Origin of the sequence: Gilliamella sp. CG13, assembly GCF_046635805.1 — a bacterium.
In the GTDB taxonomy this organism is placed as follows: Bacteria; Pseudomonadota; Gammaproteobacteria; order Enterobacterales; family Orbaceae; genus Gilliamella; species Gilliamella apicola_I.
The window spans coordinates 420,776-440,096 of the sequence record NZ_JBIDFM010000001.1 but is presented as its reverse complement, the minus strand read 5'-3'; the positions used below and the strand labels follow the sequence as shown (position 1 = coordinate 440,096).

General features: G+C 34.2%; 15 protein-coding genes. 13 read left to right on the top strand and 2 right to left on the bottom strand.

Annotation, left to right across the window (positions count from 1 at the left end; genetic code table 11):
- The first annotated feature begins 13 nt into the window (after positions 1–13).
- The 9 genes from ACGH6R_RS01995 (at position 14) to ACGH6R_RS01955 (ending at position 14,904) form a co-directional block, all read left to right on the top strand.
- A complete protein-coding gene (locus ACGH6R_RS01995) occupies positions 14–574 on the top strand; it encodes a hypothetical protein (protein WP_267352498.1) in 561 nt (186 codons plus the stop codon).
- 93 nt (positions 575–667) lie between these two features.
- Positions 668–1,966: an HlyD family type I secretion periplasmic adaptor subunit gene (locus ACGH6R_RS01990; RefSeq protein ID WP_267352499.1), complete on the top strand. Its 1,299-nt coding sequence runs from the start codon at positions 668–670 to the stop codon at positions 1,964–1,966.
- Positions 1,967–1,993: 27 nt separating this feature from the next.
- Complete coding sequence (locus tag ACGH6R_RS01985; RefSeq protein ID WP_411598741.1) at positions 1,994–5,884, top strand: hypothetical protein; 3,891 nt, start codon at positions 1,994–1,996, stop codon at positions 5,882–5,884.
- A 26-nt stretch (positions 5,885–5,910) separates the two neighbouring features.
- The gene (locus ACGH6R_RS01980) at positions 5,911–9,834 is read left to right on the top strand and encodes a beta strand repeat-containing protein (RefSeq protein WP_411598740.1); all 3,924 of its coding nucleotides are present in this window, start codon (positions 5,911–5,913) and stop codon (positions 9,832–9,834) included.
- Positions 9,835–9,849: 15 nt separating this feature from the next.
- Positions 9,850–11,892, top strand: coding sequence for an ATP-binding cassette domain-containing protein (locus ACGH6R_RS01975; RefSeq protein WP_267352502.1), 2,043 nt, complete (start codon positions 9,850–9,852; stop codon positions 11,890–11,892).
- A 338-nt stretch (positions 11,893–12,230) separates the two neighbouring features.
- The gene (gene lpxK, locus ACGH6R_RS01970) at positions 12,231–13,238 is read left to right on the top strand and encodes a tetraacyldisaccharide 4'-kinase (protein WP_411598739.1); all 1,008 of its coding nucleotides are present in this window, start codon (positions 12,231–12,233) and stop codon (positions 13,236–13,238) included.
- Positions 13,239–13,241: 3 nt separating this feature from the next.
- Positions 13,242–13,427 carry a Trm112 family protein gene (locus ACGH6R_RS01965; RefSeq protein WP_267352504.1) on the top strand — a complete coding sequence of 62 codons (186 nt, stop codon included), beginning with the start codon at positions 13,242–13,244 and terminating at the stop codon, positions 13,425–13,427.
- Between the two features lie 16 nt (positions 13,428–13,443).
- Positions 13,444–14,208 (top strand): 3-deoxy-manno-octulosonate cytidylyltransferase, encoded by a 765-nt coding sequence (gene kdsB, locus ACGH6R_RS01960; RefSeq protein WP_411598738.1) that lies wholly within the window; start codon positions 13,444–13,446, stop codon positions 14,206–14,208.
- A gap of 3 nt (positions 14,209–14,211) precedes the next feature.
- Positions 14,212–14,904, top strand: a complete 693-nt coding sequence (locus ACGH6R_RS01955) for a DUF2461 domain-containing protein (protein ID WP_267352506.1) — start codon at positions 14,212–14,214, stop codon at positions 14,902–14,904.
- Between the two features lie 81 nt (positions 14,905–14,985).
- Here the strand turns inward: ACGH6R_RS01955 and ACGH6R_RS01950 are convergent, their stop codons facing one another.
- Positions 14,986–15,648: a MarC family NAAT transporter gene (locus tag ACGH6R_RS01950; protein WP_411596840.1), complete on the bottom strand. Its 663-nt coding sequence runs from the start codon at positions 15,646–15,648 to the stop codon at positions 14,986–14,988.
- A gap of 108 nt (positions 15,649–15,756) precedes the next feature.
- On the bottom strand, positions 15,757–16,275 hold the full coding sequence (locus ACGH6R_RS01945) for a single-stranded DNA-binding protein (RefSeq protein WP_267380701.1): 519 nt from the start codon (positions 16,273–16,275) through the stop codon (positions 15,757–15,759).
- Between the two features lie 212 nt (positions 16,276–16,487).
- Here ACGH6R_RS01945 and corA point away from each other — a divergent pair, with 212 nt between their 5' ends.
- The 4 genes from corA (at position 16,488) to ACGH6R_RS01925 (ending at position 19,301) form a co-directional block, all read left to right on the top strand.
- Positions 16,488–17,429: a magnesium/cobalt transporter CorA gene (gene corA, locus ACGH6R_RS01940; protein ID WP_411598737.1), complete on the top strand. Its 942-nt coding sequence runs from the start codon at positions 16,488–16,490 to the stop codon at positions 17,427–17,429.
- Positions 17,430–17,652: 223 nt separating this feature from the next.
- A complete protein-coding gene (locus ACGH6R_RS01935; protein ID WP_411598736.1) occupies positions 17,653–18,621 on the top strand; it encodes a glucokinase in 969 nt (322 codons plus the stop codon).
- 12 nt (positions 18,622–18,633) lie between these two features.
- Positions 18,634–18,882: a YcgL domain-containing protein gene (locus ACGH6R_RS01930; RefSeq protein ID WP_081299176.1), complete on the top strand. Its 249-nt coding sequence runs from the start codon at positions 18,634–18,636 to the stop codon at positions 18,880–18,882.
- Positions 18,879–19,301, top strand: a complete 423-nt coding sequence (locus ACGH6R_RS01925) for a YcgN family cysteine cluster protein (RefSeq protein ID WP_267352511.1) — start codon at positions 18,879–18,881, stop codon at positions 19,299–19,301. The genes ACGH6R_RS01930 and ACGH6R_RS01925 overlap by 4 nt, the downstream gene beginning before the upstream one ends.
- Positions 19,302–19,321: the final 20 nt, after the last annotated feature.

Sequence of the window (19,321 nt, the reverse complement as noted above, 5' to 3'; positions counted from 1 at the left end):
GAAAGGTATTTCTATGAAATCAAATTCACATTTCTGGCCAGCATATGTTGATATGATGACAGTATTATTACTTGTATATCTTCTAATTACGTTACTTTTTCAAATATTAATGATTATTGCTCAACAAAATGTTGGGATTAAATTGCGTGAGCGTAATCAATTAGTGACTAATGTTTATAAGTATGATCAGGGTGTCAATCCAAATGAATTACGTCTGGATTTTCAGGGGCCTAAAAATCGAAATTTCTTAACAGAAGCAAATAAAGAAAAATTGATTCAATGGATTGATGCGAATAAAGACCAAATCGAGGAAAAAGGTGCTGTTATTTTTGCTACTTCGTCAGATGACGCACAAGTTGGTTTTTCTTTAAGTCTACAATATCAACGAAGTTTAGAAGTGTTTAGTATTTTACAATCTCGAAAAGTTTCCGTTCAAAAAGTAAAAATAGAAAATGCTTCTGTTAATAGGAGTGATATTGGATTTGTATCTATCCGTATATTACGTGATGATGAAGTCAATGTGGTTGAAAATCAGCCTTCAGAGATTCAAAGTCAAAGAATGATACAGAACTAAAATATAGGCGCAATAAATTACTAGAACAGGTAAATTAAAGTGGTCATCGCTGCCAACTGATACCAACAAATTAATGACAATATTTGAATCAAAATGAAAGATAGATTTAGAGAAAAATTTCAAGATGGAGTGGTAGTTTTAAAAAAACTAGCTAACTATATGCCAACAGGAATAGCAGGTAGAACACTACTTGTTATCGTTCTATTTCTAATTTGGATTTCATTATTTAAAGTTGATGTGTTAGTTAAAGGTGTTGGTGTTATTCGTGTCGAAAGTCGAAATATCACTCTTCAACACCCTGAAGGTGGCGTTATTCAACAACTTTTGGTGCATGAAGGGCAGCATGTTACAAAAGGACAATTAATTGCGATTGTTGATAATAGCTATGTTAATGAAAGCTTTGCCAAAAATGAAATTGAACGCAAAGCTTTATTGGTCAGAATAGAACGACTTAATGCAGAATTAAGTAATGAAAAATTTGAACCTAAATTTACGGGTGAAAAATCATTAGATGAAATTATAACAAATGAATTGCATTTATTTGATTCAAGATCCGTAGCTTTACGGGCACAAAAACAAGTCATTAATGCTCAAGTAGAACAGAAGAAAGCGCAAATTTTAGAATTGGTCACTAAAATTGATGATCTTAGCAAACAAGCGGAGTTGGCTAAACAAGAAGTACAGCTTTACAAAAACATGGTAGCTAAGGGAGCAGCAGCACAAGGAGCTTTGCTTCAGAAAAAACTTGAAAATCAGCAAATACAAACCGCACTTAATGAGTCCAGATTAAGAGTACCACGATTAAATAGTGAACTTTCAGAATATGAAGCAAGATATGAACAGATTCAAGCTGACTTCATATCTGATGTTCAAAAACAACTAACTCAAGTTAATATCAATTTAAGCGATGTTGATAACTCGCGAACGCACAGTGAAGGACGACGAGAAAACTCAAAAATTGTCAGTCCTGCCGATGGCGTAGTTCAGCGTCTGTTTGTTGCTCATACAGGTGCAGTTATTCGAGCAGGGGGAGAAGTAGTTGAAATAGCACCTTCAGAAGTCCCTCTCATTGCTGAAGTAAAAGTAAGACCAGAAGATAGGGATCGTATTTGGGAAAAAATGGTTGCAAGATTGCATATCAGTGCTTTTGACGTTTCATATGCTAACACACTAGAGGGAAGAGTATCTGTTATCAGTGCAGATGCTGTTTCAGACGAAAATTTAGGTCGATATTACCTTGTTAGTATTGAAGTTCCTTCTGAGAAATATAATGTAACTATGTACCCAGGTATGAGTGTCGATGCATATTTGCTGACTGGAAAAAGGACATTACTGGAATACTTTTTAAAACCCTTATTGTCAAACAGTTCTCTTGTTTTTTCAGAACCTTAACTTATTTAGATGAATGGATATAAATAGATGTCACAATATAATGAATTACCAATGCCTGCATCATCAGAAACAGCTGTTGTTCCTGTTACCTATGCAGAAAACTATATACCCGTTAATTATAAAGATGTTGAATTATTAATTAATGGTACTGATTTGATTGTTCAGTCTGGTGATAAAAAATTAATATTACCATTAGCGGCTAAACTAGCATCATTAGACCCAAATATATTTACTTTTTCATTTAAAGATGGGGTTACAATCAATGCTAATGAGTTAATTTCCAAGTCTCAATCTATTAATACTGCGCCAAAGTTAACTGAAAATAATGAATCTGATGTTACTGAAAAAAATGAGATGAAGGGGCAAGATGAACATGAAGTTATCGAACCTGTCGCTAATGAATCTGTTGAAATTATCGTAGTCAATAATTTAGACAGTCAATTACAAAAAGATGAAGAGAGTATTGAAGATCTTGAAAAGTTTATTTCAAAAAATTCTTCATCAACTATCAGTGATAATGATAACAATATTTCAGAAAATATCCCGTATCCATCAACATCCGATACAGCCGAATCTTCAAAGGAAAAATTTATTGCAGAATCGCATGAAATTATCGATATCAATGATAATAATAATAACAATAACGAAGATAGCTCTGATGAAATCGATATTCCTTCAATAAAGTTATTACAAATCAAATCGGTTGTTAATAACTCAAGTAAAATTTGGATAGCGGGTACCGGTAATGACGAAGCAGCTGAATCAGAAAATTTTAATATCCAATATGAAAATATTCATATAGATCTATCGGGAGAAACAGAAAATTGGACAATTTACGCTAATGATGAAACGAAGCTACCTATTGGGCAAATAGGGCGCGTTATAGAAATTAATGATGCAACAAGTGTCGTTTCTGTTACTGGTCAACTCGGAAATATGAAAATCATTACAGCTGATTCGGCACTCGGTAAAGAATTTGGATTAGCTGCAAATCAATTTTTAATTATTTATCCTGAAGGAATAAAATCGTCTTTTAGTCTTGCTTTAAGCTATATTGATAATCAAGGCAATACAGTAAATGAACAGGCTAATTTTGATATTACCGATCACCCAGCAATTATTGTTGATAATACTGGGCATTTTCAACTTTCATCAACCAAAAATAATGTTGATATCACCGCTGGTAGTGGGGATGATACCATTTTTGCAGGCAATCAAAATGGACATTATGATGGAGGTGCTGGTACAAATACAGTTAATTATAGCCAACTTAAAGAATCACTGGTTATTGATTTAAATAATGGAAAAACAGACGCCAAAAATACCCACCATACATTAGAAAATATTCAAAATGTAATTGGAAGTAATAATGGCGATACCATAATTGGGCATAGCCAAGAAAATAATATACTCACTGGCGGTGATGGTAATGATACGATTATGAGTGGTGGGGGTAACAACATTATTGATGGCGGTAAAGGTATCAATACCATTGCCTTTGAAAATGTGACTAGCGGTGTTCACGTTGATTTATCTGCAAATAAAGTTATTAATAACGGTAATGGTGGCACGGACTCTGTTAAAAATATTCAAAATATCACCGGTAGTGATTTTGATGATATTTTAATAGGCGATGATCAAGACAACCTCATTGTCGGTGGTAAAGGTAATGATACTTTATCAGGTCGAGGTGGAAATAATACACTCGATGGTGGTGAGGGAATTAACACCGCTGACTATTCAGACGCTGAATCTGGAATTGAAGTGGATTTAACAAAAGATAATAACCAAGTTGAAGATAATGGATTCGGTGGAAAAGATACACTAATTAATATCCAAGCTATTGTTGGAAGTGATTATGATGATAAATTCATAACAGGTGTTGGCACTACCATTATTGATGGTGGCGCTGGTGATGATCACTTTAAAGTTGGTGGTAATGAAGCGAGCATCACATTTTTAAGTGGAAATAGTGGTAATAACACCTATGAAGCAGGAGCAGGATTTAACAATTATTTAGGGGGAACAGGTTTTGACACCCTTAGTTATGTAAATGCAGCTTATGGAATTAGCATTGATTTCAATAAAAGTATTGTTTATGACAATGGCTTTTCAGGCATTGATATTTTAAAGGATATTAATAAAGTCATTGGAACTAATTTTGATGATTATTTCGTTTTAGGTAATGGCGATCATTCAGTCGATGGGGGTCTTGGTAATAATACAATCATAGCAGGTTCTGGCAACAATAAAATTGATGGAGGAAGTCAAGGCGCAGGTTTCATTAATACTGTTGATTACAGTAATGCAACTTCAGGTCTGGAAATGGATTTAGTAACGGGTGATGTTGCTAAAAATGGCTTTGGTGGTCAAGATAACATAACAAACATTCAAAAAATTATAGCGACTGATTTTGATGATGTGATCTACAGTAGTGCTAACGATCTAAGTATTTTAGCTGGGGCTGGAAATGATACAGTTTACGGCAATTATGGTAATGATATTCTTGATGGTGGAGAAGGTGTAAACACATTAAGATATGATGCTCTCAGTGACGGTGTTACTATCAATATGAGTAACGGCACTGTTACTAAAACCTCTGGTACAGATAATTTTACCAATTTCAATACTTTTATTGGTTCAAAAGGCAGTGATGTTTTCATCGCTGCAGCAGGCAATCAAACAATTGATGGTAGCTCAGGTCACGATGCCATAGATTATAGTGGTATGTCTGGAAGAATGGTGGCTCATCTTGATACTAATCAGATTGATGATGATGTTAAAGATAGACATTTATTTCATCACACCGTAAAAAATATTGATGAAGTTAGATTTTCAAATGCTTCAGGTAATGTTGGTTATACTAAAACATCGGGTTCAACAAAGTTTGTCGGCGGTTCATTAAATGATACCTTCTATATTTTAGGCGGAAATAATGAAATTTTTGGTGGAAGCGGCACAGATATAATCAGCTATCGATACTCTACTACTGGAAAAGGTGTTGTAGTAGAACTCAATCAAAGTGGTACAGGTTATGTAACACAAAATAGCTATGGTGGTAAAGACCATATTGTGGATGTCGAAACCGTTCATGGTACCGAATTCAATGACTATATTAAATCTTTCGCTGAAATGAGAGGATTTTCTGGTAACGATACACTAGAAGGCGTTGGTAAAAATGCGTGGGTTGATTATGGCGATGCATCAAATGTGGATATCGATTTAGAGAAAGGTATTGCTGTAAAAAGTGGTGGGAAAACCACAGGTACAGATAAACTAATCAATATCAATAAAGTTGTGACTGGTTCGGGTGATAGTATTGTTCGAGGCAATGATAACGACAATGTTATAACCGGACGATTTGGAAACGATACATTTTACGCTTCTACAGGAAACGATAGTTATAACGGCGATCGCGGTAATGATACGTTAATTTATAATGAATTAAATAATACTAAAATTGAAGTTAATCTTAATACTAACACAATTGTCAAAACCCATGATAATGGTAATCAAGGTGTGGACAACTATAAAAGTATTGAAAACATCATTGGAACCAATGGTAATGATATATTCAAAATTACCTCATTAGCAGATTTAAATGGCTATCAATGTATTGACGGAGGTCAAGGATTTGATGTTGTTAAAAAATCTGGTCAAACAGATAATTTCTTTTTTGGAAGTTCAACTATTTTTAAACATATAGACAGTTTTGATTTCAAAGACAATAGCATGGATAGAATTTCCATTGATTTATCGACCTTTTTTGATGCTTTGGATACAGATTCAGTTGAGTTTGTTTTAGATAGTAATGACAGTTTAGCATTAATAAATTCTTCTTCTTGGTCACATAGTGTAAATGGTTCAAAAGAAATTTGGACAGATGGTACACATGAATTAATCGTTGACCGAGTATAAATAGAGATAAGAAGTGAGACAAGTTTATGAGTAACACAAATACAGCCTTAACACCGATGGAGCCAGCTCTTTCAATTATTCCTTTTACTTATGAAGACAATAAAATTAATGCTTCATGGGAAAAAGATAAAGTATCTTTATCAATTAATGGTTCGGATTTAATCATTACTACAGGTGACAATCGTAAATTGATTTTAACGATGGGAGCCGAATTAGCTTCTTTAAATGGAGGCGTGCTTTCATTAGCATTTAATGATGGAAAAAAATTAAATTCATATGAAATTATGAGTTTAGCGAAAATTGAAGATATTACACCAGAGATAATTGAAACAAAAGCACCTGAACAACTTACCACTAAAGAGGATGACATCACTGTCGAAAGTGTCGAAGATAAAACGGTTGATCTCACGACAAACATGACAGACAATTTTATTGTTATTGATACAAGTGGTGGTGCGGACACGTCATCAAATGAAGTTCAATCTTCACTTGAAAATATGATGGATTTAGACATGCAAGTGAAGCCTGCTAAACTTAAGTCACCTCATGCAGATATTGTTTTTAAGAAGAGTTCATCATCCAGTTCGGATTCAGAAAAGTTTCAATCAAGTATTGATGGCGAAGTTCCAATTGTTGAAAGTAAACCACCTGCAAGTATTACGCCAAAGATGCCTAATGTTAAACTTTATCAATGGGAAGGATTAATTGATAGTGCTCAACATGTTTACGACGTCGGTGGTGGTAATCTAACAGCAAGAACGGATGTTACAGCCAATGCGCAGTATTCAACAACACTGGTTGATCTTTCGCAAGAAAATGCTGATTGGACGGTTAACGTAGCTAATCAAAATTATATTGAAGAAGGTAAAATTCTTCGTATTGTCTCTTTTGATGATGCTCAATCAATAGGTAACATAACAGGGCTTCCTTCTGACTATGAAATTATTCGAGGCGGTACAGCGCAGGGTGATAAATATGGTTTATCGCTCAATGAAATCATTATTTTATATCCAAAAGGTCAGATTAATAAATTCTCGATTTCGGTAACATACACTGATTCAAATGGAAAAACTGTAACAGAAGACTTTAATTTTTCAGTTGTTGATTCCCCTTCATCTCTTATTGATATCGATGGAAACATACTGTTATCAAGTTCCGCTAATAATGTTCATGTTGTTGGTGGTGCTGGAGATGATGTCATTATTGCTGGCACAACACAAGATATTTATGACGGTGGAGCTGGAATTAATACTGTAGATTATAGCCAAGTAAAAGGTGACTTAATTATTGATTTACATACGAAAACTGTTACAGGAGCTGTAAATCAACAGGTTGAAAATATTCAAAATATTATTGGTAACAATGGTGATAATACTTTTATCGGAAGCTTAACAGAAAGTAACAACTTGATTGGCGGTGATGGCAAGGATATCTTTTTTGTTGGTGGCGGCAAAGATAATCAGATAGATGGTAAAGGCGGTATTAATACAATAAGTTATGAAACCACTGATAACGGAGTCAATGTTGATTTAACTAAGGGCATTGTTACCGATGCATTTGGTCGAAACGACTCAATTCGAAATATTAATAACATTACTGGTACACATTTTGATGATGTCTTAATTGGAGATGATAAAGACAATATCATAATTGGTAATGGTGGTAATGATATCCTTGTAGGTATGGGGGGTAACAATACGCTAATAGGCGGTAATGGTGGAAATAGTACGGCCAGTTATCAAGAATCCGTAAAAGGAATTAATGTTGACCTTTCTAAAACAGATAAACAAGTTATCAATAATGGCTTTGATGGTTCGGATACTTTAACGAATATTCAATCAATTAAAGGTAGTCAACATGATGATATTTTTAAAACCGCCAAAGGTAGTATAACGATATATGGTGGTGAAGGTAATGATACTTTTTATATTGAAGGTGATGCAATTAGTCGAGCTGTAATTCACGGTGAAGCAGGTAATAATCTTTATGTTGCTGGGCAAGGTTATAACTCCTTTATTGGTGGTTCAGGAATTGACGTTGTAGATTATCATCTAGCGTCTTCGGCCATTGATGTAAATCTTAAAACACGACGTGCCTATTCAAATGGTTTTGGCGGTGCGGATCAGCTAACTAACATAAATGGCATTGTTGGAACTGATTTTGACGATCGTATTGAATTGGCTAATGATACTAATTATCTCATTAGTACAGGCGCTGGCGATGATTATCTTATTGTAGGCAAAGGCGGAATGTCTAATTATTATGATGGTGGAGATGGTGTCGATACTATCGATTATAGTAATGTCGCTAATGGCATTGAAATCAGCCTGAAAAATCAAGTAGCAACAAAGAACGGTACCAAAGATAGCAATGGTCTTGATGGTGTAGATAAGGTCTCAAATTTCGAAAATATTGTTGGTTCAGCTTTTGATGATATCATTGAAGGAAGCGATGCTGATAATATTATTCATGTTGGTGGCGGGTCGGAAAATATCATCTATGGTTCTTTGGGTAATGACCAAATTATCACTAAAGGTAATGGAACGAATACGTTAGATTATAGTCGTTATTCTATTGTTGCACAGAATTCTGGGATTGAGATAGACGCTACTAATGGAACAGTAATAAAAGATATCAACGGACAGACATATCAGGATAGTTTTACAGCGGGTGGATTCGCAAAATTTGTTGGTACGGAATATGATGATACATTCATTATAAACCAGAGTACAACATTTGTTGACGGTAGTGGTGGAACTAACTCGCTTATTTTAGATGAAACAATGCAAGGATCGTATATTGTTGATTTAGAAAACAATCGTATTACAGCTAATAATTATGATGCTGAAATAAAGAATATAAATAATGTGACCATTAAAAATGGTACTTTGCAGTTTTATGGAAACGAAACGGAAGGTAATACCGTTATTGCTGGTGCAGGTGATGATCATATCCATGCTAAAGGTGGTGATAATTTTATAGACGGTGGCGCTGGTAGTGACTGGCTCTATTACGATGATGGAATTCAAGGTGTGGTTGTTTCGTTAGATGCAAACGGTAATGGTACGGCGACTAATGGTTTTGGCGGAAAAGATACGATAAAAAATATCGAAAACATATATGGTTCACAATATGACGATATAATATCAGGAAAAGGAATTTTAATTGGTGGTGATGGAAACAATACATTAATTGGTATTGGCAATAATGCAGTTGTTCAATATAAATCACCAAATGGAATTAAAGCAAATCTTGACACAGGTATAGTAAGCGATAATGGGTATGGTAAAGAAGATCGTATCGTGAATATACACAAAATCATTGGAACTGATAAAGATGATGAATTTTATGGTAGTAGTGTAAGTGATGAAATTCATACTGGTGCTGGAAATGATATTGTTTACGGCAGTAGTGGTAATGATAGAATAGTGAATACTAGTGGTAATACGAAAATAGATTATACTAATTTAAGAGAAGGTATAAGAGTTTATATTACTAACAATAAAGATATGACAGTTTCTAAAGGTAATTGGGGGAGAGATACACTTACTTCCATTACCGATATTTCAGGAACTAATTTTAATGACGAGTTTCAATTCAGTTCGCTTACCGATTTCAATCGATATCACTCAATTGATGGTGGTTTAGGTATAGATAGTGTCACCAAAAAAGGAAGAGCTGGAACGTTTGATTTTAGTGTCGTTAATAAAAATTTATTTAAACATATTGATATTTTCAATTTTAAAGATGGGGTCGCTGGTGATTTTATCCTCGTAAATTTAAGTGATTTATTTGAGAATATGGATAATAACAATATTCGATTTGATACCGATAGCACTGATTCATTACAAATTTTAGATAGTGCAGGTACTTGGGTACATTCTGAAATTTCACCGGGTGTTGATCAGTGGACAGATGGAACCCATACATTAACTTGGAATCATGTATAGGTATCAGATATCTTTATGAATAGTGAATTATCTACAAATTCTGGTGATATTTTTCAACTAAAGTCGGTCTTGTCAGAGGCCGCAAAAAAATTATCTTTACCTGTTGGTCAATGGGAATGGCAGGAGCAGATTGAAAAACTAGAGCAGACTGCTAACCGAGAAATGTTGTTTGAGTTGGCACAAAAATATCTTGGTATAGAATTATTTCCTTGTTCCGAAGAACATAATGCTGTCAATAAAGGGTTATACGTTGCTTTTGAAGAACAAACAGGATGGTCTCTGCTTACCGTTCATTCTAATAAGATAAAAAATGAAAAAAATGTTAAATTAGATAAACTGCCAAAGGAGACTTGGCGTGTCTTGCTAACTGAAAGAAAAAATAAATTAAGTTGGCGTTCATTGTTGGTTATGGGGCAAAAAGAAAATAGGATTATCAGTCGTCTTTTTTGGACAACTCTGATAATCAATCTCTTTATCATGCTCATTCCATTATATTTAAATGCAATATATGATCGAGTAATACCCGGGCAAGCTGACTCTTCACTTTGGACACTATCCTTAGGCGTAATGCTGGCTATTTTAGTTGAGTATTACTTTAGAATGGATAGAATAAAATTGGGGTGTGAATATTCATCGTTAGTACAATATCGTTTAGAACCTAAAATTATTTCTGAACTTATTCAAGTTATGCCTAGCTTTAAAACTCAATGGGGACGCAAAGTAATTGAGGCAATGAACAACTGGAATGTGTTTAGAATGCAGTTTTTAACGTTCTTTTCAAGCACAGTATTAGATCTGGTTTTCAGTCTGCTTTATTTTATTGTTATTGCGATTGTTGCGGGTTGGTTAATCGTTGTTCCTATTTTTATTTTTATATGTGCAATCGTTCGTATTACGCTTTTTTATTTTGAAAATAAATCTATTCCAACGATAAATGCTCAAGTCCCTTTTTCACCGACAACTCTTGAATATTATCAGTCTTCGGTTTCTTATAAAGAAGCGACTTATACCTTTCTAGCCGGTAATGAAAAAGCGCAGCAAAATGAACAAAAACGCTATATTATTCATAACCGCTGTAGTTCTTTTTTAATGGGTTTAACTAGTTTACAAACTGTGCTTGCCGTGATTGTCGCTTTTTACCTAATACAGACAGGTCATATGTCGCCAGCAGGTTTATTTGCGACAATTATTATTGGTGGTCGTTTGAGTCAACCGTTTTTCTCGTTAATGCATATGTTACCCAATCTTGAACGTATGACTAACTCCATGAAACAGATTAATGCGCTTCTTGATAAAGAACAAAATGAAAACGGATTATTAAGTGGCTTCAACGGCCCTAAAAATGGTTGGGGGGCATCTAAAGTCAGTTTCAAATATCATCCTTCTTTACCTTGTTTAGACGATATCAGTTTGCAAATCAAGTCAGGTGAACGAATAGCGATAGTTGGTGGGCCAGGATCAGGGAAAAGTACTTTATTAAAATTATTATTAGGTATTTTAGAAGCAGATGAAGGCAACATAACATGGAATGGTTTTATGTTAACTAAATCTATTGCGGATTCATTACGAAGTGAAACTCATTATCTATGGCAATATAGTGGTATTATCGGCGAAACAGTATACGAATATCTTACATTAAATAATAAACCTGACCAAATTTCGCATGATCGCGCTTTAGAAGTATTAAAACAAGTGAATTTGCAAAATTTGTTACCTTTTTTAAATAATGGACTTGATACTTACTGGCGCCAATTGCCTGTTCCGTTAACGATTTTACAACGTCAAAAGTTAGCTTTAGCTCGATTTATTTTATCTCCGCATAGCATATCATTTTTAGATAATCCTAGCGCCGAGTTAGATCCGAATACTGAGCAGTTATTGTTAGCACAACTTGATTTACGTGCAAAACAAGGACAAACAATGGTTATTGCAACAGACAGAACTAATCTTTTGAGCTTTGTTGATCGAGTTATTATGCTTAATGGTGGCAATATTGTTTTTGACGGAAATAAGCAAGATTTCCAACAATATTTGCAAAAAACAGCTCAAGATAAATAAATTTGATTGATTACTGATAATCAATTCATTTTTCAATGATAAAAAAGGATTTGATAAGAATCCTTTTTTATTTGTTGTTTCCCTTCTATATTAAAATTATTGTCAGTAATACTGAATGATTAAAAATTCTCAAATTTAAACTTTTAATATTGGTTTAATCGATTTTAAAATTATAAAATAGGGTAATTTTTTAAAAAGCTTACTTAACTATGCTTTGTTAGATTATTCTCATTGTATAAATTAAAAATGACTAAAATGATTTGGATTAGTCAATAAACACCAGAATAGATTACAATAGCAAATTTAATATAAAAGCATAATTCAACGGTGAATAAACAATGATTGAAAAATTATGGTATGGTAAAACACATTTTTATTGGTTACTGATGCCATTATCATGGTTGTATGGATTAATAACATTGGTTAGACGCCAACTCTACAAAGCAGGAATATTAAAATCTTGGAAATCACCTGTACCAATCATCGTAATTGGAAACTTATCGGTAGGTGGGAATGGGAAAACTCCTCTGGTAATAGGATTAATTGAAGCTTTAAAGACTAAAGGTTTAAAAATCGGTGTTGTTTCACGTGGATATGGTGGAAAAGCAGAAAGTTATCCGCTTATTTTAGATGAACTAACAACCACCGCACAAGCTGGGGATGAACCAGTATTAATTTATCAAAGAACACATGTGCCAGTTGCCGTTTCTCCCAATCGAAGTCAAGCGGTACAAGCTTTATTAGATAACTATCAATTAGATGCAATTTTAACTGATGATGGCTTACAACATTATGCATTAAAGCGAGATATTGAAATTGTGGTTGTTGACGGTAAACGCTTATTTGGTAACGGTTGGTGGATACCAGCAGGGCCAATGAGGGAGCGACAAAGTCGATTAAAATCTGTTGATATTATTATTATTAATGGCGAAACTAAAAGTCATTTAGCTGAAAAATTCCCCGAAAAAACTTATACAATGCAACTAAAACCGCAATATGCAGTAAATTTATTAACAAAAGAAAAAATAGAATTGCATTCATTAAAAAATATCTGTGCTATGGCCGGTATTGGTGATCCCAACCGTTTTTTTACAATGCTAAATACACTCAAAGCTGATGTGATCAAAACAGTATCATTTGCGGATCATCAAAATTATACTTTGCCATTGTTAGCGAATATTGCTACACAAGATCAAACCCTTTTAATGACAGAAAAAGATGCGGTAAAATGTTTTCAATTTACATTACCAAATTGGTGGTATTTACCCATAGAGGCAATATTGCCTAATCAGGTAACTAATCAAATCTGCTCATTGTTAGAAGAAATAAAATCTAAAAGAGAATAAAAAATGAAAGAAATCCTCCTTAAGGCGCTAGCTTGCCCTAAATGTCATGGTGAACTTCAATATGATACTGAACAAAATAGTCTAATATGTCCAAAGGATAAACTTGTTTATTTAATCAAAGATAATATTCCTGTGTTACTGGAAAACGAAGCGAAAACACTGAATTCTTCGATTTCAGTTCACGAATAGGTAAAAGGTTTTAATTATGAATTTTTCGGTTATTATTCCTGCGAGATATGCTTCAAGTCGTTTACCGGCTAAACCGCTTGCTGATATTCATGGTAAACCTATGATTGTGCGAGTGATGGAGCAAGCCAAAAAGTCTTCAGCAAATCGGGTAATTATTGCAACTGATCATCAACAAGTATTCGATGTGGTGAAATCTTATGGCGGTGAAGTAATTCTGACTAGCAATAAACATAATTCGGGTATAGAACGATTAGCAGAAGTCATCAATGCCTATCAATTTTCCGATGATGAAATTATTGTGAACGTACAAGGTGACGAGCCGCTAATTCCACCAATCATCATTGATCAAGTTGCTGAAAACTTAGTACAGTATAAAACAGGAATGGCAACATTAGCTGTTCCAATAGATTCAGCAACAGAAGCATTTAATCCTGGTGCAGTGAAAGTAGTGACTGATAAAGATGGGTATGCACTCTACTTTTCACGAGCAACCATTCCTTGGGAAAGGGATCGCTTTGCGAAATCTGAAGATCTTTTCAAACCAACAAGTATTGGTGATTTTTATCTTCGACATATCGGGATTTATGCCTATCGAGCTGGTTTCATTCGTCAATATATCAATTGGGCACCTTCTACACTTGAGCAAATTGAAATGTTAGAACAGTTACGTGTACTTTGGTATGGTGAAAAAATTCATGTGGCAGTTGCTAAACAGGCCCCAGCTATAGGGGTTGATACACAAGAAGACTTAGAAAAAGTCAGAAAGTTATTCAAGGATTAAAATATGGCACAATTTTCTGGTTTTACCCAAACAGGACTTAATTTTTTACAAGATGTATGGATTAATAATAGTAGAGCATGGTTTGACGAGCACCGATCAATCTATGATAATGAATTAATCAAACCATTCCGGCTGTTAGTAGAACAGTTAACCCCCAACATGCTGGAAATTGATGAATGGTTTGAAACAAAACCAGCTATTGGTAAAACGATATCTCGCATACATCGTGACACACGTTTTTCGAAAGATAAATCGTTATATCGTAGTCGTTTATGGTTGACATTTAAACGACCAAACCGAGATTGGAAAGAAGCGCCTGCTTATTTTTTTGAAATAGCACCAGATTGCTATCGTTATGGACTTGGCTATTATTGTGCATCAAAGCAGACAATGGATATTTTTCGTGAAGAAATTCTTAATGATAGTGCAAAATTTTTAGACATGATTCGTTGTGTTAAAAAACCATTTGAACTTGTTGGTGAAAGTTATAAACGCCCACTAATTAAAGATCAAGATCCAAAAATAGCAACATGGTATAATCGAAAAAGTTTAGCAGCAATGGTTACAAACTCCAATATTGAAGATTTGCTAAACGGCGATCTACCTAACAAATTATCAAAGGGTTTTAAACAACTATTACCGCTTTATGATTATTTAATGCGGGTGGAAATGATAAAAAATATTCCCAATTTATGATTTAACACTGTGATTAAATGAGCTAGCCTAAGTAAACGACATTATTATTAATAAACAACTTTTTCAAAATGATTTAGTTTACTAAATATTGGGAAAGCTCATGATTAATTCTTTTACACCATTGATAATAAATTGAGTACCAACACAAACTAATAAGAACCCCATAATTCTTGAAGTCGCTTCAATTCCACTTTTTCCCATAAAACGCATAATACTGCCTGCACTTCGCATACAAAACCAAAGGATAATACACAATAAAAGCGGAACTAAGATTGAAGAAGTATAAACAACCCAACTTGAAATATCATAACCTCCACTTTTTACTGTTGAAGCCATACTGATAATCATTGCAATCGTTCCAGGACCTGCCGTACTTGGCATGGCTAGTGGTACAAAAGCAATATTATTCGATATTTCTTTCATTTTAGCATCGGCTTCTAACGTTCGATGAGAAGGTTGCTGAGGAAACAGCATTCTAAATCCAATAATACCAACAATCATACCACCAGCAATACGCAAACCTGGAATGGAAATACCAAACGTGCTCATCACTAGCTGTCCACCATAAAAAGAAACAACCATAATGATAAAAACGTAAATACAAGTCATCTTAGATTGGTAATTACGCTCTTCATTAGTCATATCACCCGACAAACCTAATAAAAGTACGACAGTAGTTAACGGATTAGTTAAAGGAATAAATAATATTAAACCAAAGCCAATAGTTTGTATCAGTTCAAACATAACACTATAAAATGAATAAAATTGGTAGGTTATAAGTATAATTGAAATTAAAAAGATAAGAAATATGGGCGCTTAATTACGCCCAATATTTTAAATGGGAGATAAAAATTAAAAAGGAATATCGTCATCAAAATCCATTGGTGGTTCAGGAGCTTTAGGTTGAGCAGCGGGTGCGGCTTGTGGTGCTGGGCGAGCCGCAGCGGCAGGCGCAGTTGAAATATTATTAGCACTTTGGCCCCAATTTTGTGAATTATCATCAAAGTTATCATTGCCATTTCGTGAACTTAAAATTTGTAATGTGCCACCGATTGGATTAACAACAACTTCTGTCGTATAGCGGTCGTTACCTGTTTGATCTTGCCATTTACGGGTTTGTAATTGACCTTCTAAATAAACTTGCGTGCCTTTCTTAATATATTCACCAGCAATTTCAGCTAATTTACCGAAAACAACCACACGATGCCATTCAGTACGATCGCGGTTTTCACCTGTTTGTTTATCTTTCCATGATTCTGAAGTTGCTACGCTAAAATTTGCAACAGCGCTTCCGTTTGGCATATAGCGAACTTCTGGATCCTGACCTAAATTACCCACCAAAATGACTTTATTTATTCCTCGGTTTGCCATTATAAACTCCTAAAAATTGCTTAAATATTTAATTTGCGTATTGTAACATGAGACAACAGCAACATCACCGTTTTTAATTTAATTCTGGAATATTACTTCTATTTTTAACATTACAAAAATAACTTTAGACATAGGAATTTAAAGATATTACGAGTATAATGCGCCACATTTGTTAATAGAATGTTCTAGAAACTTTCCTGTAAGGGGGCCTTATGATTAATGCGTTTGGACTAAAGAACAAACAATTAGTAAAAGTTAATGAAGGCGACATCAATAATGCGGCTTGGATTGACTTAATTGAACCAGAAGAAGCCGATCGTGATTTTGTTTTAAATCATTTAGGACAAAATTTAGCAACCAGTATTGAGTTAGATGATATCGAGGCCTCTGCTCGTTTTTTTGAAGATAATGAAGGATTGCATGTTCACTCTTTCTTTTTTTATGAAGATGCTGAAGATCGGGCGGGAAATTCAACCGTTGCTTTTACTGTACACAATGGTCGATTATTTACTTTGCGTGAACGGGATCTGCCAGCTTTTCGTTTATATCGTATGCGATCTCGTTATCAAAGCATGGTTGATGGAAATCCTTATGAAATATTACTGGATTTATTTGAAGTCAAAGTTGAACAACTAGCCGATCAAATCGAAAGTATTTATAGCAAATTAGAAGAATTGAGCCAAGTAATTATGGATCGTTCTGCACAAGAGCAATACGACGAAGCAATGACATCGTTAGCTGAACTTGAAGATACGGCTTGGAAAGTAAGATTGTGCTTAATGGATAGCCAACGTGCGGTTAACTACCTTGTTCGCCGAGCAAAAATGCCGGCAGATCAACTTGAGCAAGCACGTGAAGTTATTCGCGATGTTGAATCATTGGTACCACATAATGAATCATTATTTCAAAAAGTTAATTTTTTAATGCAAGCAGCAACAAGCTTTATCAACATTGAACAAAGTCGAATTATTAAAATTTTCTCAGTGGTATCTGTTGTATTCTTACCGCCAACTGTGGTTGCATCTGCATATGGTATGAACTTTGAAAATATGCCGGAACTGAAATGGGAATATGGTTATCCATTTTCATTATTACTCATGTTATTGGCTGGTGTTGCACCCTATATTTATTTTAAACTTAAAAAATGGTTATAAATACAGAAGTTGATTAGATGTTAACCTAACCTTTTAAATCAGTGAGTAAAAAAATGCGTTAATTTATAAAGTTAACAAAGGGAACTGAGTAACTCCACGAACACCTAGGAGACTACAAGGTTGCCTTTTATGTTTTTTAAGCTTAACTACTAAATACAATAAGTATAGAAAGATATTGATTTTAGATCATTAGTAAAATTAGTTTGTCAAAAAAGGGAGTAACATGAGTCAGTACGCACTAGTCACCGACATCGGTGGAACCAATGCCCGTTTTGCATTGTTTAATTTAGTTACAAACGAGTTATCGGCAATCACAAAAATACTCATTTCAAAAGAAGATATATTACTGACATTAATCAAAAATTATCTTCAAGCGCAATCCGTAAAAATTGAGATTGCGTGTATTGCCATCGCTTGTCCAATTGATGATGCTGACATTGTTACTATGACAAACAACAATTTGTCGTTTTCTCGCCGTGAATTAATCAAAGAACTCAAACTAAAAAAACTTGAGGTCATTAATGATTTTACTGCAGTCTCGACATCCATTCCAAGACTGTCACCGCAAGATTTAGTAAAAATTGGAGGGGATGAACCTAATCTAAATTATCCTATAGCAATTTATGGTGCGGGAACTGGGCTTGGTGTTTCACATTTGATAAAAGTTAATCAGCATTGGGTAAGTTTGTCCGGTGAAGGTGGGCATACAGAATTACCCATGATAAATGAAGAAGAAGATCGCATTTTGGTTCAGTTGCGTAAAAAATTTGGACGAGTTTCAGCCGAACGATTTTTATCCGGAAATGGTATTATTAACATTTATCAAGCCATACAGCAAATTAATCATCAACCATTAACTGATATCACTCCAGATATCATTGTCAACAAAGCACTAACAAATAGTTGTGATTTATGTTTGCAAACCTTAAATTACTTTTGTACATTTATGGGAAGATTTGGCGGTAATTTGGCATTAACGCTAAATACTCAAGGGGGAGTATATATTGCCGGTGGTATTGTTCCTCGTTTTATTGAATTTTTTAAAGCTTCGCCGTTTAGATCTGCTTTTGAATATAAAGGGCGAATGTCTACGCTGGTCAAAAAAATTCCTGTATATGTGATTACACATGAAGATCCAGGGCTATTTGGTGCAGGTGTTTATTTACAAAATAGCCTTCTAAATATTGATTAAAGGTTTTATTTTATGATGTGGTGTTATATTTATCGTAGTCCAAAAAAAGAAAATTGTTACTTGTATATGAAAAATGAAAATGATTTTTCTGGAATACCTGAAAGAATACTCTCAATTTTTGGTTCTCCGATATTTGTTATGAAAGTATTATTAGATGGAAAAAGACGTTTTGTAGTTGGAACATCCGAAGAAATCGAAGAAAAGATTAAAACGGATGGGTTTTTCTTACAAATGTTAAAAGAAGATGATTTTAAAGCATGATTGAGCCATTTTGGAAAGGTAAGACATTAGATCAACTTAGCGATGACGAATGGGAGCAGCTATGTGATGGTTGTGGTCAATGTTGTCTGAACAAATTAATGGATGAGGACACTGACGAAATCTTATACACTAATGTAGCTTGCAATTTGCTCGACGCCAACACATGCCAATGTAAACATTACGTTAATCGATTCAAATATGAACCCGATTGTATTAAGCTTACTCGAGAAAATTTACTTACTATTGAATGGCTACCTTTGAGTTGTTCTTATCGATATTTCCAAAAAAATGGGGATTTACCTGAATGGCATCCACTAATAGTGGGCAACAAAAAACTGATGCATGAATTAAAAATATCGGTTAAAAATCGAATTGTATATGAAAAAGATGTGATTTGTTGGGAAGATCATATCATTTAAAAAAAGGAGCAACAGCTCCT

Bases quoted from the DNA above. Each gene is read 5' to 3' on its own strand.
- ACGH6R_RS01995 (WP_267352498.1), top strand. From the start codon at position 14: ATGAAATCAAATTCACATTTCTGGCCAGCATATGTTGATATGATGACA.
- ACGH6R_RS01990 (WP_267352499.1), top strand. From the start codon at position 668: ATGAAAGATAGATTTAGAGAAAAATTTCAAGATGGAGTGGTAGTTTTA.
- ACGH6R_RS01985 (WP_411598741.1), top strand. From the start codon at position 1,994: ATGTCACAATATAATGAATTACCAATGCCTGCATCATCAGAAACAGCT.
- ACGH6R_RS01980 (WP_411598740.1), top strand. From the start codon at position 5,911: ATGAGTAACACAAATACAGCCTTAACACCGATGGAGCCAGCTCTTTCA.
- ACGH6R_RS01975 (WP_267352502.1), top strand. From the start codon at position 9,850: ATGAATAGTGAATTATCTACAAATTCTGGTGATATTTTTCAACTAAAG.
- lpxK (WP_411598739.1), top strand. From the start codon at position 12,231: ATGATTGAAAAATTATGGTATGGTAAAACACATTTTTATTGGTTACTG.
- ACGH6R_RS01965 (WP_267352504.1), top strand. From the start codon at position 13,242: ATGAAAGAAATCCTCCTTAAGGCGCTAGCTTGCCCTAAATGTCATGGT.
- kdsB (WP_411598738.1), top strand. From the start codon at position 13,444: ATGAATTTTTCGGTTATTATTCCTGCGAGATATGCTTCAAGTCGTTTA.
- ACGH6R_RS01955 (WP_267352506.1), top strand. From the start codon at position 14,212: ATGGCACAATTTTCTGGTTTTACCCAAACAGGACTTAATTTTTTACAA.
- ACGH6R_RS01950 (WP_411596840.1), bottom strand. From the start codon at position 15,648: ATGTTTGAACTGATACAAACTATTGGCTTTGGTTTAATATTATTTATT.
- ACGH6R_RS01945 (WP_267380701.1), bottom strand. From the start codon at position 16,275: ATGGCAAACCGAGGAATAAATAAAGTCATTTTGGTGGGTAATTTAGGT.
- corA (WP_411598737.1), top strand. From the start codon at position 16,488: ATGATTAATGCGTTTGGACTAAAGAACAAACAATTAGTAAAAGTTAAT.
- ACGH6R_RS01935 (WP_411598736.1), top strand. From the start codon at position 17,653: ATGAGTCAGTACGCACTAGTCACCGACATCGGTGGAACCAATGCCCGT.
- ACGH6R_RS01930 (WP_081299176.1), top strand. From the start codon at position 18,634: ATGATGTGGTGTTATATTTATCGTAGTCCAAAAAAAGAAAATTGTTAC.
- ACGH6R_RS01925 (WP_267352511.1), top strand. From the start codon at position 18,879: ATGATTGAGCCATTTTGGAAAGGTAAGACATTAGATCAACTTAGCGAT.